Source organism: Stutzerimonas stutzeri (genome assembly GCF_002890915.1).
In the GTDB taxonomy this organism is placed as follows: domain Bacteria; phylum Pseudomonadota; class Gammaproteobacteria; order Pseudomonadales; family Pseudomonadaceae; genus Stutzerimonas; species Stutzerimonas stutzeri_AF.
Genome location: NZ_POUT01000004.1, coordinates 32,534 through 47,847, shown reverse-complemented (window position 1 = coordinate 47,847; position 15,314 = coordinate 32,534). Strand labels below are relative to the sequence as shown.

Here is a 15,314-nt window from a genome sequence, read left to right as displayed (position 1 = left end):
CCCTCGATTGGAGCCTCAGATGTCGCGCTCAACCAGGACCCTTTACGCTTATCGACTCATCGTGCCGGACGAGCAGTTCGACCTGTTCGCCTGCCGCGAGAATCGCCTGCACCTGGCGTTGCGGCAACTGGAACTGAGCGGCAACGCGGACCGTACGCTGTGCGGCGGCCTGCTGCCGGCGCAGCCGCGCTGGCAGGAGCTCGAGCGCGCCACGCTGAAGGACCGGCGCCTGTGCCCGAGCTGCCGGCAGTTGCTGGAGGCGCGGCGCAAGGGCCTTCCGTCTGCCGTGCTCGCCTGGTAGCTCACGGCTTGCGTGGCTTCAAGTACAATGGCCACCTCCTCCATGATCCATGTTCAAGGATTTTCTGAATGCTCTCGCGCGCGTCTGCGGTCGCTTCCTGTTTGTCATTCGCTGCATTGTTCTGGGCAGGCCCCGGTGCTGCTCTCGAATTGCCGCTGCCACCCGAGGGCGACGATGTCGTGGGTCAGATCCAAGTCATCAAGGCCAAGTACGAAGACACCTTCGCCGCCATCGGTGAAACCTACGACCTCGGCTATCTGGAACTGGTGGCGGCGAACCCGGGCGTCGATCCCTGGCTGCCGGGCGAGGGCACGGACATCATCCTGCCGACGCGCTTCATCCTGCCGTCGGGGCCGCGCGAGGGTGTGGTGATCAACCTTGCCGAGTATCGCCTGTACTACTATCCGCAGGGCGAGAGCGTGGTGCATACCTATCCCCTCGGTATCGGTCGCGAGGGCTGGGGCTCCCCGGTTGGCACCACGCGGATTTCCGCGATGACCAGCAACCCCGCCTGGTATCCGCCGCAGTCGATCCGCGACGAGCATGCCGCCGACGGCGATCCGCTGCCCAGCGTGGTGCCGCCCGGGCCGGACAATCCCCTGGGGCCATACAAAATGAACCTGGCGCTGTCGGGTTACCTGATTCATGGCTCGAACAAGAAGTTCGGCATTGGCATGCGCGTCAGCCATGGCTGTTTCCGCATGCTCAATCACAACGTTCTGGAATTGGCGAAGATGGTCAAGGTGGGCACGCCGGTGCGCATCATCGACGAGCCTTACAAGTTTGGTGTGAGCGACGGCAAGGTTTACCTGGAGGCCCATGCGCCGCTGGAAGACGACGAAACCAAGACGCTCACGCTGATGGACAAGCATGCAGTGGTCATCAATACGCTGCTCAAGCGTGACGATACGCTCGGCAATCTGCACCTCGACTGGGAGATGGTGCGCGAGATCATCGCCGGAGAAGATGGCTTGCCGATCCAGATTGCCGAGCAGCGAACTCAAGTAGTCGCTCATGAGGATCAGCTGTTCTGATTCCTGCTCGTCGAAGCCGAACGAACGCCCATAAAAAAAGCCGACCTGCATGCAGGTCGGCTTTTTTCATTTCTGCAAGCTTACTTGCGGCTGGCGCGTTCCAGCATACGCAGAGCACGCTCGTTGGCTTCGTCAGCGGTCTGCTGAGCCTTCTGAGCGGCGGCCAGGGCTTCGTCGGCTTTGCTGTAGGCTTCGTCGGCACGGGCCTGGGCGCGGGCGGCAGCGTCTTCGGTCGCGGTCAGGCGAGCTTCGCTTTCTTTGGTCATGCTGTTGCTGCAACCGGTAGCCAGAACTGCGGCCAGAGCCAGAGCAGAGAATTTCAGAACGTTGTTCATCTTGTTCCCCTTAGGTGGAAATCCATAAAGCAACTTCCGATATGGAAAGTTTGCGCGCACATACTACCTATAACTTTGCCTAAGTAAACTGAGCTGGCAGGGGCGCTACAGGTTTTTTTTCAAACTGCCGTTGCTTTGGCTCTCATGTTCGAGAAGTTGTATAAAAAATACCCAGCGCGGTCTGCCCAAAGGCAAGTCTCATCAATGCCAGATCGTCCTGGCGGTTAAAAGTTCCCGCTGCGCCTGATGTTAATGTTTGTTTGCAAGACGCTGGCCGAAATCTGTCGAAACAGGTAGAAAAGGTATTTTCACCGGCGTTTGCATTACCCCACTCGTGTGCCAAAGGGCCGTGCGAGCCGGCAGGCAAGAACAAGAAGACAGGGGAATCCTGCTGAGGAGTCGAAATGAGCGACAAGGTTAGCGTTCGCCATGACCGGGCCGGGCACCGCTTCGAGGCCATCGTCGATGGCCATTGCGCGTACCTGGCCTACATGGATCTGGGCAAGCAGACACTGGATATGTACCGCACCTTCGTTCCGGATGCCCTGCGCGGCCGCGGTATCGCCGGGGTGCTCGCGCAGCACGCGCTGGAGTATGCCGAGCGCGAAGGCTATAGCGTGATTCCTTCGTGCTCCTATGTGGAGCGCTACATCGAACGCAACCGCCCGAAGCCGGAGAAGACCTAGCGCAACTCCTGAAAAAAACGCCGGTGAACCGGCGTTTTTTTCGTTTCAGCCGCGCTGTCGTCCGGGCAGCACGTCCTTGAGCTTGTCGTGCATGCTCATGACCGCCTTCTCGGTGGTTTCCCAGTCGATGCAGGCGTCGGTGATGGAGACCCCGTACTTCAGCTCGGAAAGGTCCTTGGGAATCGGCTGGTTGCCCCAGCCGAGATGGCTTTCGACCATCAGGCCGACGATGGAGTCGTTGCCTTCGAGGATCTGGTTGGCGACGTTGTCCATCACCAGCGGTTGCAGTGCGGGATCCTTGTTCGAGTTCGCGTGGCTGCAGTCGATCATGATGTTCGGGCGGATACCGGCCTTGTTCAGCTCCTGCTCGCACAGCGCGACGCTGACCGAATCGTAATTGGGCTTGCCGTTGCCGCCGCGCAGAACCACGTGGCCGTAGTTGTTGCCCTTGGTGGTGACGATGGAGACGCCACCGGCCTGGTTGATGCCGAGGAAGCGGTGCGGGCTGGAAACCGATTGCAGTGCATTGATCGCCACGGTCAGGCTGCCGTCGGTGCCGTTCTTGAAGCCGACCGCCGAGGACAGGCCCGAGGCCATTTCGCGGTGGGTCTGGGATTCGGTGGTGCGCGCGCCGATGGCCGACCAACTGATCAGGTCCTGCAGGTACTGCGGGGAGATCGGGTCGAGGGCTTCCGTCGCGGTGGGCAGTCCCATTTCGGCCAGGTCGAGCAGCAGTTTGCGGCCGATGTGCAGGCCGTCCTGGATCTTGAACGAATCGTCCATGTACGGATCGTTGATCAGGCCTTTCCAGCCGACGGTGGTGCGAGGCTTCTCGAAGTACACCCGCATGACCAGGAACAGGCTGTCGGATACCTTTTCCGCCAGTACCTTGAGGCGCTCGGCATATTCGTGCGCCGCCTTGAGGTCGTGGATGGAGCAGGGGCCGATCACCAGGAACAGGCGGTGGTCCTTGCCGTCGAGAATGTCGCGGACGACCTGGCGCCCGTGGGAAACGGTCTGCAATGCCGAGGCGGTCAGCGGGAGTTCACGCTTCAGTTGCTCCGGCGTGATCAGGGTCACGTTGGAGGCAACGTTTAGGTCGTCGATGGGTAAATCAGCCATTTGTTACTCGTCAGAGGTCGCGGGAGCCGTCCGCCAGCCATCCCGGTGCGGCGGAGCAGAGCATAGGGGCGCAGCGGGGAAACGGAACCTTAGCGCTATTGAGCGGGCTCGACAACGAGATTGATGGCGTATGGCGGCACATCTCCTGCCATTCTCCGGTGTCGGCCGCCAATGGCGGCGAGGAGCCTCCTGTGCCAGGTGTCCGGTCTGCTATCGTTCGGTTTTTCAATCGGTTGGCGCCCGCGCGGCAACCATGTCCTGCCATGGAGCGCATATGACTGCAGCAAATCCACGTATTGGAATCATCGGTACCGGTGCCATCGGCGGTTTCTACGGGCTGATACTGGCGCGTGCCGGCTACGATGTGCATTTCCTGTTGCGCAGCGAGTATGCCGCGGTCGCCGAGCATGGCTTGCGGGTGAACAGCGCGGTACACGGACCGTTGCTCCTGGCGCGCCCGCAGATCTATCGCGATGCCGCGCAGATGCCGCCGTGCGACTGGCTGCTGGTCGGCGCCAAGAGCACGAGCAACCAGGTCCTGGCCCCGCTGATCGCCCAGGCGGCGGCCCCGGATTGCAAGGTGGTGTTGCTGCAGAACGGGCTGGCTGTGGAAGACGCCCTGCGTCCGCAATTGCCGGCGGACGTCCACCTGCTGGGTGGGCTTTGCGCGATCTGCGCCCATCGCTCGGCCCCGGGGGTGGTGGAGCACCAGGCGTTGGGCGGGGTGAATCTCGGCTATCATTCGGGCCCGGCGGATGACGAGGCACGCGCCGCGCTGCTGAACCAGATCGTCGAGATGTTCAGAAAGGCCGGTGTGGACTCCTCGGCGATGCCGAGCCTGGAGCAGGCGCGCTGGCTGAAGCTGGTGTGGAACGTACCCTTCAACGGGCTGTCGGCGCTGCTCGATGCCGGGACCGAGGCCTTGATCGGCAATGCCGACAGCCGCGAGCAGATCAAGGCCATCATGCAGGAAGTCTGTGACGCGGCGCGGGCCCGAGGGCTTTCGCTGCCCGAGGGGCTGCCGGAAAAGCTGCTGCTGGGTACGGCGCGAATGGCGGACTACCTGCCCAGCATGTATCACGATCATGTGCACGGGCGTCCGATGGAACTCGATGCCATCTATGCCGCGCCACTGGCGGCGGCGGCCGAGGTGGGTGTCGCGATGCCCAGGACCGAGCTGCTGTACCACGCGCTGCGCTTCGTCGAGGCGCGCGGCCGGGGCTGAGTGGCTCGGTGCAGATTACATAGCCCTGCTAAGCTCATGCTTGCCAGGCGCGACAACCTGTCTGGCAGGATCGCATAACAAAATCGGTAAAAAGATCTATCTTCTAGTGAAGAACCGTTCATATAGTTATAAGAATGGCGGCAGGCGCAGCGGTGTGCCTTTTGAGGGATTTCTATGAAGCTTCAGCAACTGCGTTACATCTGGGAAGTGGCGCACCATGACCTCAATGTTTCGGCAACAGCGCAGAGCCTTTTCACTTCGCAACCCGGCATCAGCAAGCAGATACGTCTATTGGAGGATGAGCTCGGCGTCGAGGTCTTCGCCCGCAGTGGCAAGCACCTGACCCGTGTGACGCCGGCGGGGGAGCGGATCATCACCACGGCGGGCGAGATCCTGCGCAAGTGCGAAAGCATCAAGCAGATCGCCCAGGAGTTCTCCAACGAGAAGAAGGGCACGCTGAGCATCGCCACGACCCACACCCAGGCGCGCTATGCGCTGCCCCAGGTGATCAGCAGTTTCATCAAGCAGTACCCGGACGTTTCCCTGCACATGCACCAGGGCACGCCGATGCAGATTGCGGAGATGGCCGCCGACGGAACGGTCGATTTCGCCATCGCCACCGAGGGGCTGGAGTTGTTCGGCGACCTGGTGATGATGCCGTGCTACCGCTGGAACCGCTGCGTGATCGTGCCCCAGGGGCATCCGTTGGCGAAACTGGAAAAGCTTACGCTCGAGGCGCTGGCCGAGCATCCGATCGTAACCTACGTGTTCGGCTTCACCGGCCGTTCGAAGCTCGACGAAGCGTTCGGTCACCGGGGATTGTCGCCCCGAGTGGTGTTCACTGCAGCCGACGCCGACGTGATCAAGACCTACGTACGGCTTGGGCTGGGTGTGGGGATCGTCGCGCGCATGGCGGTGGATGCCAAGCTCGACAGCGACCTGGCGGTGCTGGATGCCAGCGAGCTGTTCGAGTCCAGCGTGACCAAGATCGGCTTCCGGCGCGGTACCTTCCTGCGTGGCTTCATGTGCGATTTCATCCAGCAGTTCGCCCCGCATCTGAACCGTGAAATGCTGGAGAAAGCCATCCAGTGCCGGAACAAGGCAGAGCTGGACGAGCTGTTCGACGATGTGGTGTTGCCGACTTACTGAGCGTTGCCGCGCGTTGGGCTGCACTCAGCTCAAATCTGCGGATGGTAGGTTGGGTTGAGGGGCGCAGCGCTGAAGCCCAGCGTGTGGGCCTTGCCTGAGCGTCCCGCCTTCTCAGCTTTTCGCGATCAGGTTGCCTGCATGCAGCCCGCATTCCTTATGGGTGGCTTCTTCCCACCACCAACGGCCTTCGCGCTCGTGCTGGTTGGGCAGCACCGGGCGGGTGCAGGGTTCGCAGCCGATGCTGATGAAGCCGCGTTCGTGCAGGCTGTTGTAGGGGAGCTCGAGCATGCGGATGTATCCCCAGACCTCCTCGCTGGTCATTTGCGCCAGGGGATTGAACTTGTACAGGGTGTTTTCCGGTGTGGAGAAGGCCGTGTCGACTTCCAGCACCGAGACCTGGCTGCGCGTGCCGGGGCTCTGGTCGCGACGTTGGCCGGTCGCCCAGGCGCGGACATTGGCGAGCTTGCGGCGTAGCGGTTCGATCTTGCGGATGCCGCAGCATTCGCCATGGCCGTCGCGGTAGAAACTGAACAGGCCTTTCTCGCTGACCAGCGGCTGCAGCAGCGCCGGGTCCGGCGTCATGATTTCGATGGCGATGCCGTAGTGCTCGCGTACCTGCTCGATGAAACGGTAGGTTTCGCTGTGCAGGCGCCCGGTGTCGAGGGTGAATACCTTGACGTTCCTGTTCAGTTTCCAGGCCATGTCGACCAGCACCACGTCCTCGGCGCCGCTGAACGAGATCCACAACTCGTCGCCGAACAGGTCGAAGGCGAGTTTGAGGACGTCTTGCGGGGACTTGTCGGCATAGGCGGCGGCCAATGCGGCGACGTCGATAGCTGGGCTCATCGGGCGGCTTCCTTCATATAGGGCGTGCGGCGCTTCGGCGCTCTGAGGTCGCGGATGGTAACAAAAGCGGTTTATGCCGCTAAATAACGTTTGGGTACGTCAATCAGCTGTTTAGGGTATAAGCCTTGCGTTGCTTCGCCCGCGCCGTGCCGTTAGAGTGCCGCCTTCAATTTTCTGCTTTGAGGAGTGGCCCGTGGAAATAGCCTGTCTCGACCTGGAAGGTGTGCTGGTTCCGGAAATCTGGATCGCCTTTGCCGAGGCCACCGGAATCGAGTCGCTGCGGGCGACCACGCGGGACATTCCCGACTATGACGTGCTGATGAAGCAGCGCCTGCGTATCCTCGACGAGCATGGCCTGAAGCTGTCCGACATCCAGCAGGTCATCGCCACCTTGAAGCCGCTGGAGGGCGCGGTGGAGTTCGTCGGCTGGCTGCGCGAACGCTTCCAGGTGGTGATCCTGTCGGACACCTTCTACGAATTCTCGCAACCGCTGATGCGCCAGCTGGGGTTCCCGACGCTGCTCTGCCATCGCCTGATCACCGACGAATCGGACCGCGTGGTGGATTACCAGCTGCGCCAGAAGGACCCCAAGCGCCAGTCGGTCATCGCCCTGAAGAGCCTGTACTACCGTGTGATCGCAGCTGGCGACTCCTACAACGACACCACCATGCTCGGCGAAGCCCATGCCGGCATCCTGTTCCATGCGCCGGACAATGTCATCGCCGAATTCCCGCAGTTCCCGGCGGTGCACACCTTCGACGCGCTCAAGCAGGAGTTCATCAAGGCCTCCAACCGCAAGCTGGCGCTTTAAAAAAGCAGCTGGAAGCCTGAAGCTAAGCCTTGACCCAGGCCTCTGCAAACCTGACGCTCACAGCTTCCAGCTTAAAGCGCCTCCAGCGTTCTCAGCAGAATGCTCACCTTGTCGATCGACTCCTGGTATTCCGCCTGCCAGTCGGAGTCGGCGACGATGCCGCCGCCGCCCCAGCAGCTGGCGTGCTCCTTCTGGATGAGCAGCGTGCGAATGGCGATGGAGCTGTCCATTTCGCCCCTGACATCGACATACAGCAGCGAGCCGCAATAGATGGAGCGGCAGGTGGGCTCCAGTTCGTCGATGATCTGCATGGCGCGAATCTTCGGCGCCCCGGTGATCGAGCCGCCGGGGAAGCTGCCTGCCAGCAGGTCGAAGGCGTCCTTGCCGTCGGCCAGCTGCCCGGTGACGCAGCTCACCAGATGATGCACGTTGGGGTAGCTTTCCAGTGTGAACAGCTCCGGCACGCGTACGCTGCCGATCCGGCAGCTGCGGCCGAGATCATTGCGCAACAGGTCGACGATCATCAGGTTTTCGGCGCGATCCTTTTCGCTGGTAAGCAGCGCCTGTGCCTGTGCGGCGTCGCTGCGCTCGTCGTGGCCGCGGGGGCGGGTGCCCTTGATCGGGCGGGTCTCCACTTCGCCGCGGCTCAGGCGCAGGAAGCGCTCGGGGGAGAGGCTGGCGATGGCGCCATCCTCCAGCGTGACGAAGCCGGCGTAGGGTGTCGGACAGGCCGCCCGCAGTGCACGATAGGCCGTCCAGGCGTCGCCGCTGCACGCGGCGCGAAAGCGCTGGGTGAAATTGACCTGATAGCAGTCGCCGGCCTGGATGTAGGCCTGGATACGTTCGATGGCGCGGCGATAGTCGTCGGCCGAGAGGTCGGCGGTGAAACGACCGCGCAGCTCGAACGGCGCGTGCTCGCCGGCGACGGCTGAATCGAACACGTCGATCAGGCGCTGGCGCTCGGCTGCTGTCGTCGCCGGATGGAACACCAGCTGGCTGCTTTGCCGATGGTGATCGCTGATCAGTGCCCAGCCATAGAGCCCGAGGCGTGCCAAAGGCAGGCCGGTGTCGTTCTTCGCCTGATGCGGCAGGGTTTCCAAGCGCTTGCCGAAATCGTAGCTCAGCAGCCCGATCAGGCCGCCGGCGAAGGGTACTTCACAGCTTTCGGGAACGCTGGCCGGGCCGAGTCGCTGCAGGGCCTGGCGCAGGCGCTGAAAGTATGCGCTGGCGGGTTCAGCGGGGCCTGGTTCGAGCAGCTCCAGCGGCCAGGCGCTCAGGATGTCGAAGCGGCCGCGTTCGGCATTGGGGCGGCCCGAGTCCAGCAGCACCGCGCCGGGCGCGTGACGTATGCGCTCGAACCAGTGGCCGGGGTCGGCTCGATAGGGCAGGGCGTGCAGCGTGCAGGTGGGCATGGGCTGGGGTCTAGGTGTTTGTGAAGCATAAGCGCTTGTTGTAGGAGCCAGCTTGCTGGCGATCCAGTTGCAATGACGCCCGTCGATCGCCGGCAAGGACTCGGCGTTCCTCCGGGCTCCTACGCTCGAAGGCCCGTTCCATTGCAGAAATCGGGCCCAGCTCGCTGCGAGTCATTCAGGCATGCGCCGGAATATGTCCGAAGAGCTCCTGGGCGAATTTCACCCGCTCCTCGACCGTTTCCTGGATACCTTTCGCCTTGAGCTCCGCCAACCGGTTTTCCACCGCGTGCGCCCGGTGGGTGAGGCCGCAGTCGTTGGCGATCTGGATGTTCAGGCCGGGGCGCGCGTTGAGTTCGAGGATCAGCGGGCCCTTGTCCTGGTCGAGCACCATGTCGACGCCGATGTAGCCGAGCCCGCACAGCTCGTAGCAACCGGCGGCCAGCTTCATGAAGCCGTCCCAGTTGGGCAGCTGTACGCCGTCCACGGCATTGGTGGTGTCGGGGTGCTTGGAGATCTTGTTGTTCAGCCAGGTGCCGCGTAGGGTGATGCCGGTGGCCAGGTCCACGCCGACGCCGATGGCGCCCTGGTGCAGGTTGGCCTTGCCGCCGGACTGGCGGGTGGGCAGGCGCAGCATGGCCATGACCGGGTAGCCCATCAGCACGATGATGCGGATGTCCGGTACGCCTTCGTAGCTGATGCTCTTGAAGATCGGGTCGGGCGTCACGCGGTACTCGATCAGCGCACGGTCGCGGTGGCCGCCGAGGGAGTACAGGCCGGTGAGGATGTTGGAGATCTGATGCTCGATCTCCTCGTGGGTCATGATCTTCCCGGAGACGGTCTTGTAGCGCCCCTCGAAGCGGTCGGCGATCACCAGGATACCGTCGCCGCCAGCGCCCTGGGCCGGCTTGACGACGAAGTCGGTGTGGTCCTTGACGATGTCCTTGAGCTTGTCGATGTCCTTTTCGGTCTCGATGATGCCGTACATCTCCGGCACGTGAATGCCGGCCTCGATCGCGCGCTGCTTGGTGATGATCTTGTCATCGACGATCGGGTACAGGCTGCGCTTGTTGTACTTGAGCACGTAATCCGCGTTGCGGCGGTTGATGCCCATGATGCCCTTGGCTTCCAGGGCCTTCCACGTCTTGATCAGACCGAACATGGCTCAATCCTTCAGAAAGGCTTTGAAGCGGAACAGCTCGGTCAGGCGGTAGCCGCGGTAGCGACCCATCGCCAGCATGAAGCCCACCATGATCAGCAGCACGGCCGGGAAGGTGAAGATGAAGTAAGTCAGCTCCCGGATGTTCATCAGCATGAAGGCCAGGCTTGCGGCGATCAGCGTGCCGACCGCGACCTTGAAGGCATGGCCGCCGCCACGCTCTTCCCAGGTGATGGACAGGCGCTCGATGGTCATGGTCAGGATCACCATCGGGAACAGCGACACCGACAGCCCGCGCTCGAGGCCGAGCTTGTGGCTGAGCAGGCTGATCACCGCGATCAGCACCACGACGAAGGTCAGCACCACCGACAGGCGTGGCAGCATCTGCAGCTTGAGGTGTTCCAGGTACGAGCGCAGCGACAGGCCGAGTGCGGTGATCAGCGTGAACAGGATGATGCCGAAACCGATCTGGGTTTCGCGGAAGGCCAGGGCGATCAGCACCGGGGTGAAGGTGCCGAGGGTCTGCAGGCCGCCGAGGTTGCGCAGGATCAGGATCACCAGCACGCCGATCGGGATCATGATCATGATCTGGTAGGTCTGCTGGGTCTGCAGCGGCAGGCCATAGAGCGAGTATTCGAGGAAGTCCGCGTCGGTATTCTCGTCGGTCAGCTTCGCCAGGCGGATGGCGTTCATCTCGCTGTTGTTCAGGGTGAAGGTGACCTGCTGGTTGCGGCCGCCTTCCAGCGTGACCAGCGGCTCGTCGCCGGTCCACCAGACCAGGCGATCGGTCGGCAGGCCCTGTTCGCCGGTGCCGGGATTGAAGTACAGCCATTTGTCACCGTTGAAGCTGCGCAGCCAGAGCTCCGGCGTTTGCGGCTGATCGGCGTTCAGGCGGATGGTGTGCACGCGCTCCATCGGCACGTGCGCGATGGACAACAGCAGCTCGACGACGCGTGCCTTGTTCGCGATGGAGGCGTCGCCGCCCAGCAGCAGCTTGACGTTGTCGTCGTTCGGGTTGTTGGCTCGCTTGATGGCTTCGCTGATGAAGGTTTCGACGTCCGCCGAGTGCTGGCGGATGGGGGAGAGCAGGGCTTCGGCGGCGATCTTCTCGGCGCCTTCGACCGGGATGCTGTCGCGGAAGATCGGGCCGCTGGCCTTGGTCTGCTCGCCACTGTAGCGCTTGGTCAGCACCAGGCGGTAGTAGAGCGTCTGGTTGCCGCTGGCGCGACGCGCCGACCAGGTCACGCGTCGGTTGCCGTCGACGCGGTTGACGCTGACGCCGTAGTTGTTGGAAATGAAGCTTTCGTTGAGGCTGACGAATTCCTGGTTCAGCGGCGGCACGTACATCTGCAGCTTGACCGGCTCGCGCGGGCTGGCCTGGAACTCGACCTTGGCGTCGATGTTCCACAGGTCATCGGTTTCATCCTCGGTGACCGGAATGCCGAGGATGAAGATCTGGTAGGCCGTGATCGAAATTCCCAGGGCGACGAGCAGGAAGATCAGGATTTTCAGATGCAGAGTGAGAGCGCGCATGGGTATTACTCGTCAGCGTCGGATTCGTTGAGGCAGCCGGGCTTGCCGGCAATGTAGGTGCGACTTGGATCGACCAGGGCGCCGAAGCGGCTAAGCGCGTCGGAACCGATCAGGAGCGGGTATTGGAAAGCGGTACGGTCCGTGAGGTTCACTTCTATGGTGCGTTTTGCCTTGCCCATGCACAGATCGAGTTCGATGACCGGCCGTGCGGTGTAGGTCTTTTCTTCTTCCGGATCGAAGTCGCCGGCGCGGCGCTTGATCTTGCTGATGCGTGCCAGCGGACGTTCTATAGGGTGGGTATGGGCGCTGTCCAGGGCCAGATAGAAACGCACCCAGGATTCGCCGCCGCGCTTGAAGCGGGTGACGTCGCGCGCACTCAGCGAGGCGGTCTGTGCGCCGGTATCGAGCTTGGCGGCTACCTCGAGACCGAAATCCGGCAGCGCCACATGTTCCGTCAGGCCATAGATGGCTTTCTCGGCAGCCGGGCTGGTAACAGGCAAGAGAAGTGCGCAGAGCAGCAGGGAGTAGGCTTTGACTCTCATGAAACCTGATGTCTTGAGGAGTGAGGATCGGAGTGGCCGGAGCTCGGCCCATGCGCTTTGATTGCGGCAGCAGGCGGGCGCCGACGCTGCGAAAGGCCGGCATTCTAGCATGGCAGTTTCGGGGTCGCGACAGCATCGGAGCCTGCCATCCTGCTGCATGCTGCCAATGGGTTCGGCTACGACTTTAGTTATATTGTCGACAATCCATGGGGTGATGAATTGACGATACGGGATTCGTGGCGTAATTTCACCGCATCGAGAAGCTCAAGTGTCGACAATCATGCTGGATTCACTCGAACTCCCACCGAGCACGCAGCAGCTGGACAGCGGAACGCTATCCGAGCACGTGTTTCGCCTGATCCAGGCGGCGATCGTCAAGGGTGACATCGCCCCGGGTAGCAAGATCTCCGAGCCGGAGCTGGCGCGGACCTATGGCATCAGCCGTGGGCCGCTGCGCGAGGCGATCCATCGGCTGGAAGGCCAGAAGCTGCTGGTGCGCGTGCCCCATGTGGGGGCGCGGGTGGTTTCGCTCAGCCATGCCGAGCTGATCGAGCTCTACGAGATCCGCGAATCCCTGGAGGGCATGGCCTGTCGCCTCGCGGCCGAGCGTATGAGCGAGGCCGAGATCGACGACCTGCGCCGTGTGCTGAGCACGCACGAGCGCGATGAAGCGTTCCAGGCCGGTGTCGGCTATTACCAGCAGGAAGGCGATTTCGATTTCCACTACCGGATCATCCAGGGCAGCGGCAATCGCACGCTGGCCAAGCTGCTCTGCGACGAGCTCTATCAACTGGTGCGCATGTACCGCATCCAGTTCTCCACCACGCCGAACCGGCCGCATCAGGCCTTCGCCGAACACCATCGAATCCTCGACGCCATCGCCGACCGCGATGGCGAGCTGGCGGAGCTGCTGATGCGCCGCCATATCGCCGCTTCCAAGCGCAACGTCGAGCGCCACTTCAGTAGCGCTCTAGAGCAAACACCACACATAAAGGGGTAATGCATGACTCTTCCTACCGCCGGTCAGCGTTTCCGTGACGCCGTGGCCAGTGAGCATCCGCTGCAGGTCGTCGGTGCGATCAATGCCAATCATGCGCTGCTGGCCAAGCGCGCCGGCTTCAAGGCTATCTACCTGTCCGGCGGCGGTGTCGCGGCCGGTTCGCTGGGCCTGCCTGACCTGGGTATCACCGGGCTCGACGACGTGCTGACCGATGTGCGCCGCATCACCGACGTCTGCGATCTGCCGCTGCTGGTGGACGTGGACACCGGTTTCGGCTCCTCGGCGTTCAACGTGGCGCGTACCGTCAAGTCGATGATCAAGTTCGGCGCGGCGGCGATCCACATCGAGGATCAGGTCGGCGCCAAGCGCTGCGGCCATCGCCCGAACAAGGAGATCGTCTCCCAGCAGGAGATGGTCGACCGCATCAAGGCGGCGGTGGATGCGCGCACCGACGACAGCTTCGTGATCATGGCGCGCACCGACGCGCTGGCCGTGGAAGGCCTGAACGCCGCGCTGGATCGCGCCGCCGCCTGCATCGAGGCGGGCGCCGACATGATCTTCCCGGAGGCCATCACCGAACTGGCCATGTACAAGACCTTCGCCGACCGTGTGAAGGCGCCGATCCTGGCCAACATCACCGAGTTCGGCGCGACGCCGCTGTATACCACCGAGGAGCTGGCCAGCGTCGATGTGTCGCTGGTGCTGTATCCGCTGTCGGCCTTCCGCGCCATGAACAAGGCGGCCGAGAATGTCTATACCGCGCTGCGCCGTGACGGCACCCAGAAGAACGTGATCGATACCATGCAGACCCGCATGGAACTCTACGATCGCATCAACTACCACGCCTTCGAGCAGCATCTCGATGCGCTGTTCGCCCAGAAGAAAAGCTGACTGAGCCAATCCCGATTTGCCCTCGGGTTTTTTCCGATCCATTTTTCGACGTGATTTGCAGTATCCACAACAAATCCAAGAAGGAGATAGCAATGGCTGAAGCAAAAGTATTGAGCGGTGCGGGCCTGCGCGGTCAGATTGCTGGACAGACCGCCCTGTGCACCGTCGGCAAGACCGGCGCCGGGCTGACGTACCGTGGCTACGACGTCCGCGACCTGGCGGCCGAGTGCGATTTCGAAGAGGTTGCCTATCTGCTGTTCTACGGTGAACTGCCCACCGTGGAGCAACTGGCGGCCTACAAGAATCGCCTGAAGACCATGCGCGACCTGCCGCAGGCATTGAAGGAAGTGCTCGAGCGCATCCCGGCCAGCGCCCACCCGATGGACGTCATGCGGACCGGCGCTTCCGTGCTCGGCACGCTGGAGCCGGAGCTCAGCTTCGACCAGCAGCGTGACGTCGCCGAGCGCCTGATGTCCGCCTTCCCGGCGATCATGTGCTACTGGTACCGCTTCACCCACGAGGGTGTGCGCATCGATTGCACCAGCGACGAAGACACCCTGGGCGGGCACTTCCTCGCGCTGCTGCATGGCAAGAAGCCGAGCGACCTGCACGTCAAGGTGATGAACGTCTCGCTGATCCTCTACGCCGAGCACGAGTTCAACGCCTCGACCTTCACCTCGCGGGTCTGTGCCTCGACCCTGTCCGATCTCTATTCCTGCGTGACCGGTGCCATCGGCTCGCTGCGCGGCCCGCTGCACGGCGGCGCCAACGAAGCGGCGATGGACATGATCGAGCAGTGGAAGAGCCCGGAAGAGGCTCGCGAAGGCATCCTTGGCATGCTGGCGCGCAAGGACAAGATCATGGGCTTCGGTCACGCGATCTACAGCGTCTCCGATCCGCGCAACGAGGTGATCAAGGTCTGGGCCAAGAAGCTCGCCGACGAAGTGGGCGACAGCGTGCTCTATCCGGTGTCGGTTGCCGTCGACGAGACCATGTGGGAGCAGAAGAAGCTGTTCCCCAACGCCGACTTCTACCACGCCTCCGCCTACCACTTCATGGGCATCCCCACCAAGCTGTTCACGCCGATCTTCGTCTGCTCGCGCGTTACCGGTTGGGCGTCCCATGTGTTCGAACAACGCAGCAACAACCGGATCATTCGGCCGAGCGCCGATTACATCGGTCCGGAGCAGCGCAAGGTCGTGCCGATCGCCGAACGCTGATCGGAAGAGGGGCGCCCGTGAGCGGACGCCCCCTGCCTTGCTCCTCGGAAC

Annotated in this window: 16 protein-coding genes; 9 read left to right on the top strand and 7 right to left on the bottom strand. The window is 62.6% G+C overall.

Annotated features, from left to right (window positions below; all coding sequences use genetic code 11):
• Window positions 1–19 precede the first annotated feature (19 nt).
• Window positions 20–301, top strand: coding sequence for a hypothetical protein (locus CXK94_RS09280; protein WP_037037230.1), 282 nt, complete (start codon window positions 20–22; stop codon window positions 299–301).
• Window positions 302–369: 68 nt separating this feature from the next.
• Window positions 370–1,335 (top strand): L,D-transpeptidase family protein, encoded by a 966-nt coding sequence (locus CXK94_RS09275; protein WP_102894105.1) that lies wholly within the window; start codon window positions 370–372, stop codon window positions 1,333–1,335.
• 80 nt (window positions 1,336–1,415) lie between these two features.
• Here CXK94_RS09275 and CXK94_RS09270 read toward each other — a convergent pair whose 3' ends face one another.
• Complete coding sequence (locus CXK94_RS09270; protein ID WP_003294452.1) at window positions 1,416–1,670, bottom strand: Lpp/OprI family alanine-zipper lipoprotein; 255 nt, start codon at window positions 1,668–1,670, stop codon at window positions 1,416–1,418.
• 404 nt (window positions 1,671–2,074) lie between these two features.
• Here CXK94_RS09270 and CXK94_RS09265 point away from each other — a divergent pair, with 404 nt between their 5' ends.
• Window positions 2,075–2,356, top strand: coding sequence for a GNAT family N-acetyltransferase (locus CXK94_RS09265; RefSeq protein ID WP_102894104.1), 282 nt, complete (start codon window positions 2,075–2,077; stop codon window positions 2,354–2,356).
• Between the two features lie 45 nt (window positions 2,357–2,401).
• On the opposite strand, the gene CXK94_RS09260 is transcribed toward CXK94_RS09265, so the two are convergent.
• A complete protein-coding gene (locus CXK94_RS09260) occupies window positions 2,402–3,478 on the bottom strand; it encodes a 3-deoxy-7-phosphoheptulonate synthase (RefSeq protein ID WP_037037235.1) in 1,077 nt (358 codons plus the stop codon).
• Window positions 3,479–3,752: 274 nt separating this feature from the next.
• On the opposite strand from CXK94_RS09260, the gene CXK94_RS09255 reads away from it, so the two are divergent.
• Entirely contained in the window at window positions 3,753–4,703 is a 951-nt protein-coding gene (locus CXK94_RS09255) for a putative 2-dehydropantoate 2-reductase (protein ID WP_102894103.1), read from the top strand.
• A 174-nt stretch (window positions 4,704–4,877) separates the two neighbouring features.
• Window positions 4,878–5,852 (top strand): HTH-type transcriptional regulator CysB, encoded by a 975-nt coding sequence (gene cysB / locus CXK94_RS09250; RefSeq protein WP_037037240.1) that lies wholly within the window; start codon window positions 4,878–4,880, stop codon window positions 5,850–5,852.
• Between the two features lie 111 nt (window positions 5,853–5,963).
• Here the strand turns inward: cysB and CXK94_RS09245 are convergent, their stop codons facing one another.
• Window positions 5,964–6,698, bottom strand: a complete 735-nt coding sequence (locus tag CXK94_RS09245; RefSeq protein ID WP_102894102.1) for a phosphoadenylyl-sulfate reductase — start codon at window positions 6,696–6,698, stop codon at window positions 5,964–5,966.
• Window positions 6,699–6,891: 193 nt separating this feature from the next.
• On the opposite strand from CXK94_RS09245, the gene thrH reads away from it, so the two are divergent.
• Window positions 6,892–7,509 carry a bifunctional phosphoserine phosphatase/homoserine phosphotransferase ThrH gene (gene thrH / locus CXK94_RS09240; protein ID WP_102894101.1) on the top strand — a complete coding sequence of 206 codons (618 nt, stop codon included), beginning with the start codon at window positions 6,892–6,894 and terminating at the stop codon, window positions 7,507–7,509.
• Window positions 7,510–7,580: 71 nt separating this feature from the next.
• On the opposite strand, the gene pabB is transcribed toward thrH, so the two are convergent.
• The 4 genes from pabB to CXK94_RS09220 all read right to left on the bottom strand — a co-directional run bounded on the left by pabB (window position 7,581) and on the right by CXK94_RS09220 (window position 12,152).
• Complete coding sequence (gene pabB, locus CXK94_RS09235) at window positions 7,581–8,921, bottom strand: aminodeoxychorismate synthase component I (RefSeq protein WP_102894100.1); 1,341 nt, start codon at window positions 8,919–8,921, stop codon at window positions 7,581–7,583.
• Window positions 8,922–9,096: 175 nt separating this feature from the next.
• Window positions 9,097–10,080: an alpha-L-glutamate ligase-like protein gene (locus CXK94_RS09230; protein WP_102894099.1), complete on the bottom strand. Its 984-nt coding sequence runs from the start codon at window positions 10,078–10,080 to the stop codon at window positions 9,097–9,099.
• Between the two features lie 3 nt (window positions 10,081–10,083).
• Window positions 10,084–11,610 (bottom strand): inactive transglutaminase family protein, encoded by a 1,527-nt coding sequence (locus tag CXK94_RS09225; protein ID WP_102894098.1) that lies wholly within the window; start codon window positions 11,608–11,610, stop codon window positions 10,084–10,086.
• A 5-nt stretch (window positions 11,611–11,615) separates the two neighbouring features.
• Window positions 11,616–12,152: an ATP-dependent zinc protease gene (locus tag CXK94_RS09220; protein ID WP_037037250.1), complete on the bottom strand. Its 537-nt coding sequence runs from the start codon at window positions 12,150–12,152 to the stop codon at window positions 11,616–11,618.
• Between the two features lie 280 nt (window positions 12,153–12,432).
• Between CXK94_RS09220 and CXK94_RS09215 the strand changes: the two genes are divergently transcribed.
• From CXK94_RS09215 to prpC, 3 genes are all read left to right on the top strand, one after another.
• Window positions 12,433–13,152, top strand: coding sequence for a GntR family transcriptional regulator (locus tag CXK94_RS09215; RefSeq protein WP_102894097.1), 720 nt, complete (start codon window positions 12,433–12,435; stop codon window positions 13,150–13,152).
• 3 nt (window positions 13,153–13,155) lie between these two features.
• A complete protein-coding gene (gene prpB / locus CXK94_RS09210; RefSeq protein ID WP_037037256.1) occupies window positions 13,156–14,043 on the top strand; it encodes a methylisocitrate lyase in 888 nt (295 codons plus the stop codon).
• A 92-nt stretch (window positions 14,044–14,135) separates the two neighbouring features.
• On the top strand, window positions 14,136–15,263 hold the full coding sequence (gene prpC / locus CXK94_RS09205) for a bifunctional 2-methylcitrate synthase/citrate synthase (protein WP_102894096.1): 1,128 nt from the start codon (window positions 14,136–14,138) through the stop codon (window positions 15,261–15,263).
• Window positions 15,264–15,314 lie beyond the last annotated feature (51 nt).

Excerpts from the sequence above, each read along its gene's own strand:
- CXK94_RS09245 (WP_102894102.1), bottom strand. The coding sequence starts at position 6,698 with ATGAGCCCAGCTATCGACGTCGCCGCATTGGCCGCCGCCTATGCCGAC.
- prpB (WP_037037256.1), top strand. The coding sequence starts at position 13,156 with ATGACTCTTCCTACCGCCGGTCAGCGTTTCCGTGACGCCGTGGCCAGT.
- CXK94_RS09275 (WP_102894105.1), top strand. The coding sequence starts at position 370 with ATGCTCTCGCGCGCGTCTGCGGTCGCTTCCTGTTTGTCATTCGCTGCA.
- CXK94_RS09280 (WP_037037230.1), top strand. The coding sequence starts at position 20 with ATGTCGCGCTCAACCAGGACCCTTTACGCTTATCGACTCATCGTGCCG.
- CXK94_RS09215 (WP_102894097.1), top strand. The coding sequence starts at position 12,433 with ATGCTGGATTCACTCGAACTCCCACCGAGCACGCAGCAGCTGGACAGC.
- CXK94_RS09260 (WP_037037235.1), bottom strand. The coding sequence starts at position 3,478 with ATGGCTGATTTACCCATCGACGACCTAAACGTTGCCTCCAACGTGACC.
- CXK94_RS09225 (WP_102894098.1), bottom strand. The coding sequence starts at position 11,610 with ATGCGCGCTCTCACTCTGCATCTGAAAATCCTGATCTTCCTGCTCGTC.
- CXK94_RS09270 (WP_003294452.1), bottom strand. The coding sequence starts at position 1,670 with ATGAACAACGTTCTGAAATTCTCTGCTCTGGCTCTGGCCGCAGTTCTG.
- CXK94_RS09255 (WP_102894103.1), top strand. The coding sequence starts at position 3,753 with ATGACTGCAGCAAATCCACGTATTGGAATCATCGGTACCGGTGCCATC.
- pabB (WP_102894100.1), bottom strand. The coding sequence starts at position 8,921 with ATGCCCACCTGCACGCTGCACGCCCTGCCCTATCGAGCCGACCCCGGC.
- prpC (WP_102894096.1), top strand. The coding sequence starts at position 14,136 with ATGGCTGAAGCAAAAGTATTGAGCGGTGCGGGCCTGCGCGGTCAGATT.
- cysB (WP_037037240.1), top strand. The coding sequence starts at position 4,878 with ATGAAGCTTCAGCAACTGCGTTACATCTGGGAAGTGGCGCACCATGAC.
- CXK94_RS09220 (WP_037037250.1), bottom strand. The coding sequence starts at position 12,152 with ATGAGAGTCAAAGCCTACTCCCTGCTGCTCTGCGCACTTCTCTTGCCT.
- CXK94_RS09265 (WP_102894104.1), top strand. The coding sequence starts at position 2,075 with ATGAGCGACAAGGTTAGCGTTCGCCATGACCGGGCCGGGCACCGCTTC.
- CXK94_RS09230 (WP_102894099.1), bottom strand. The coding sequence starts at position 10,080 with ATGTTCGGTCTGATCAAGACGTGGAAGGCCCTGGAAGCCAAGGGCATC.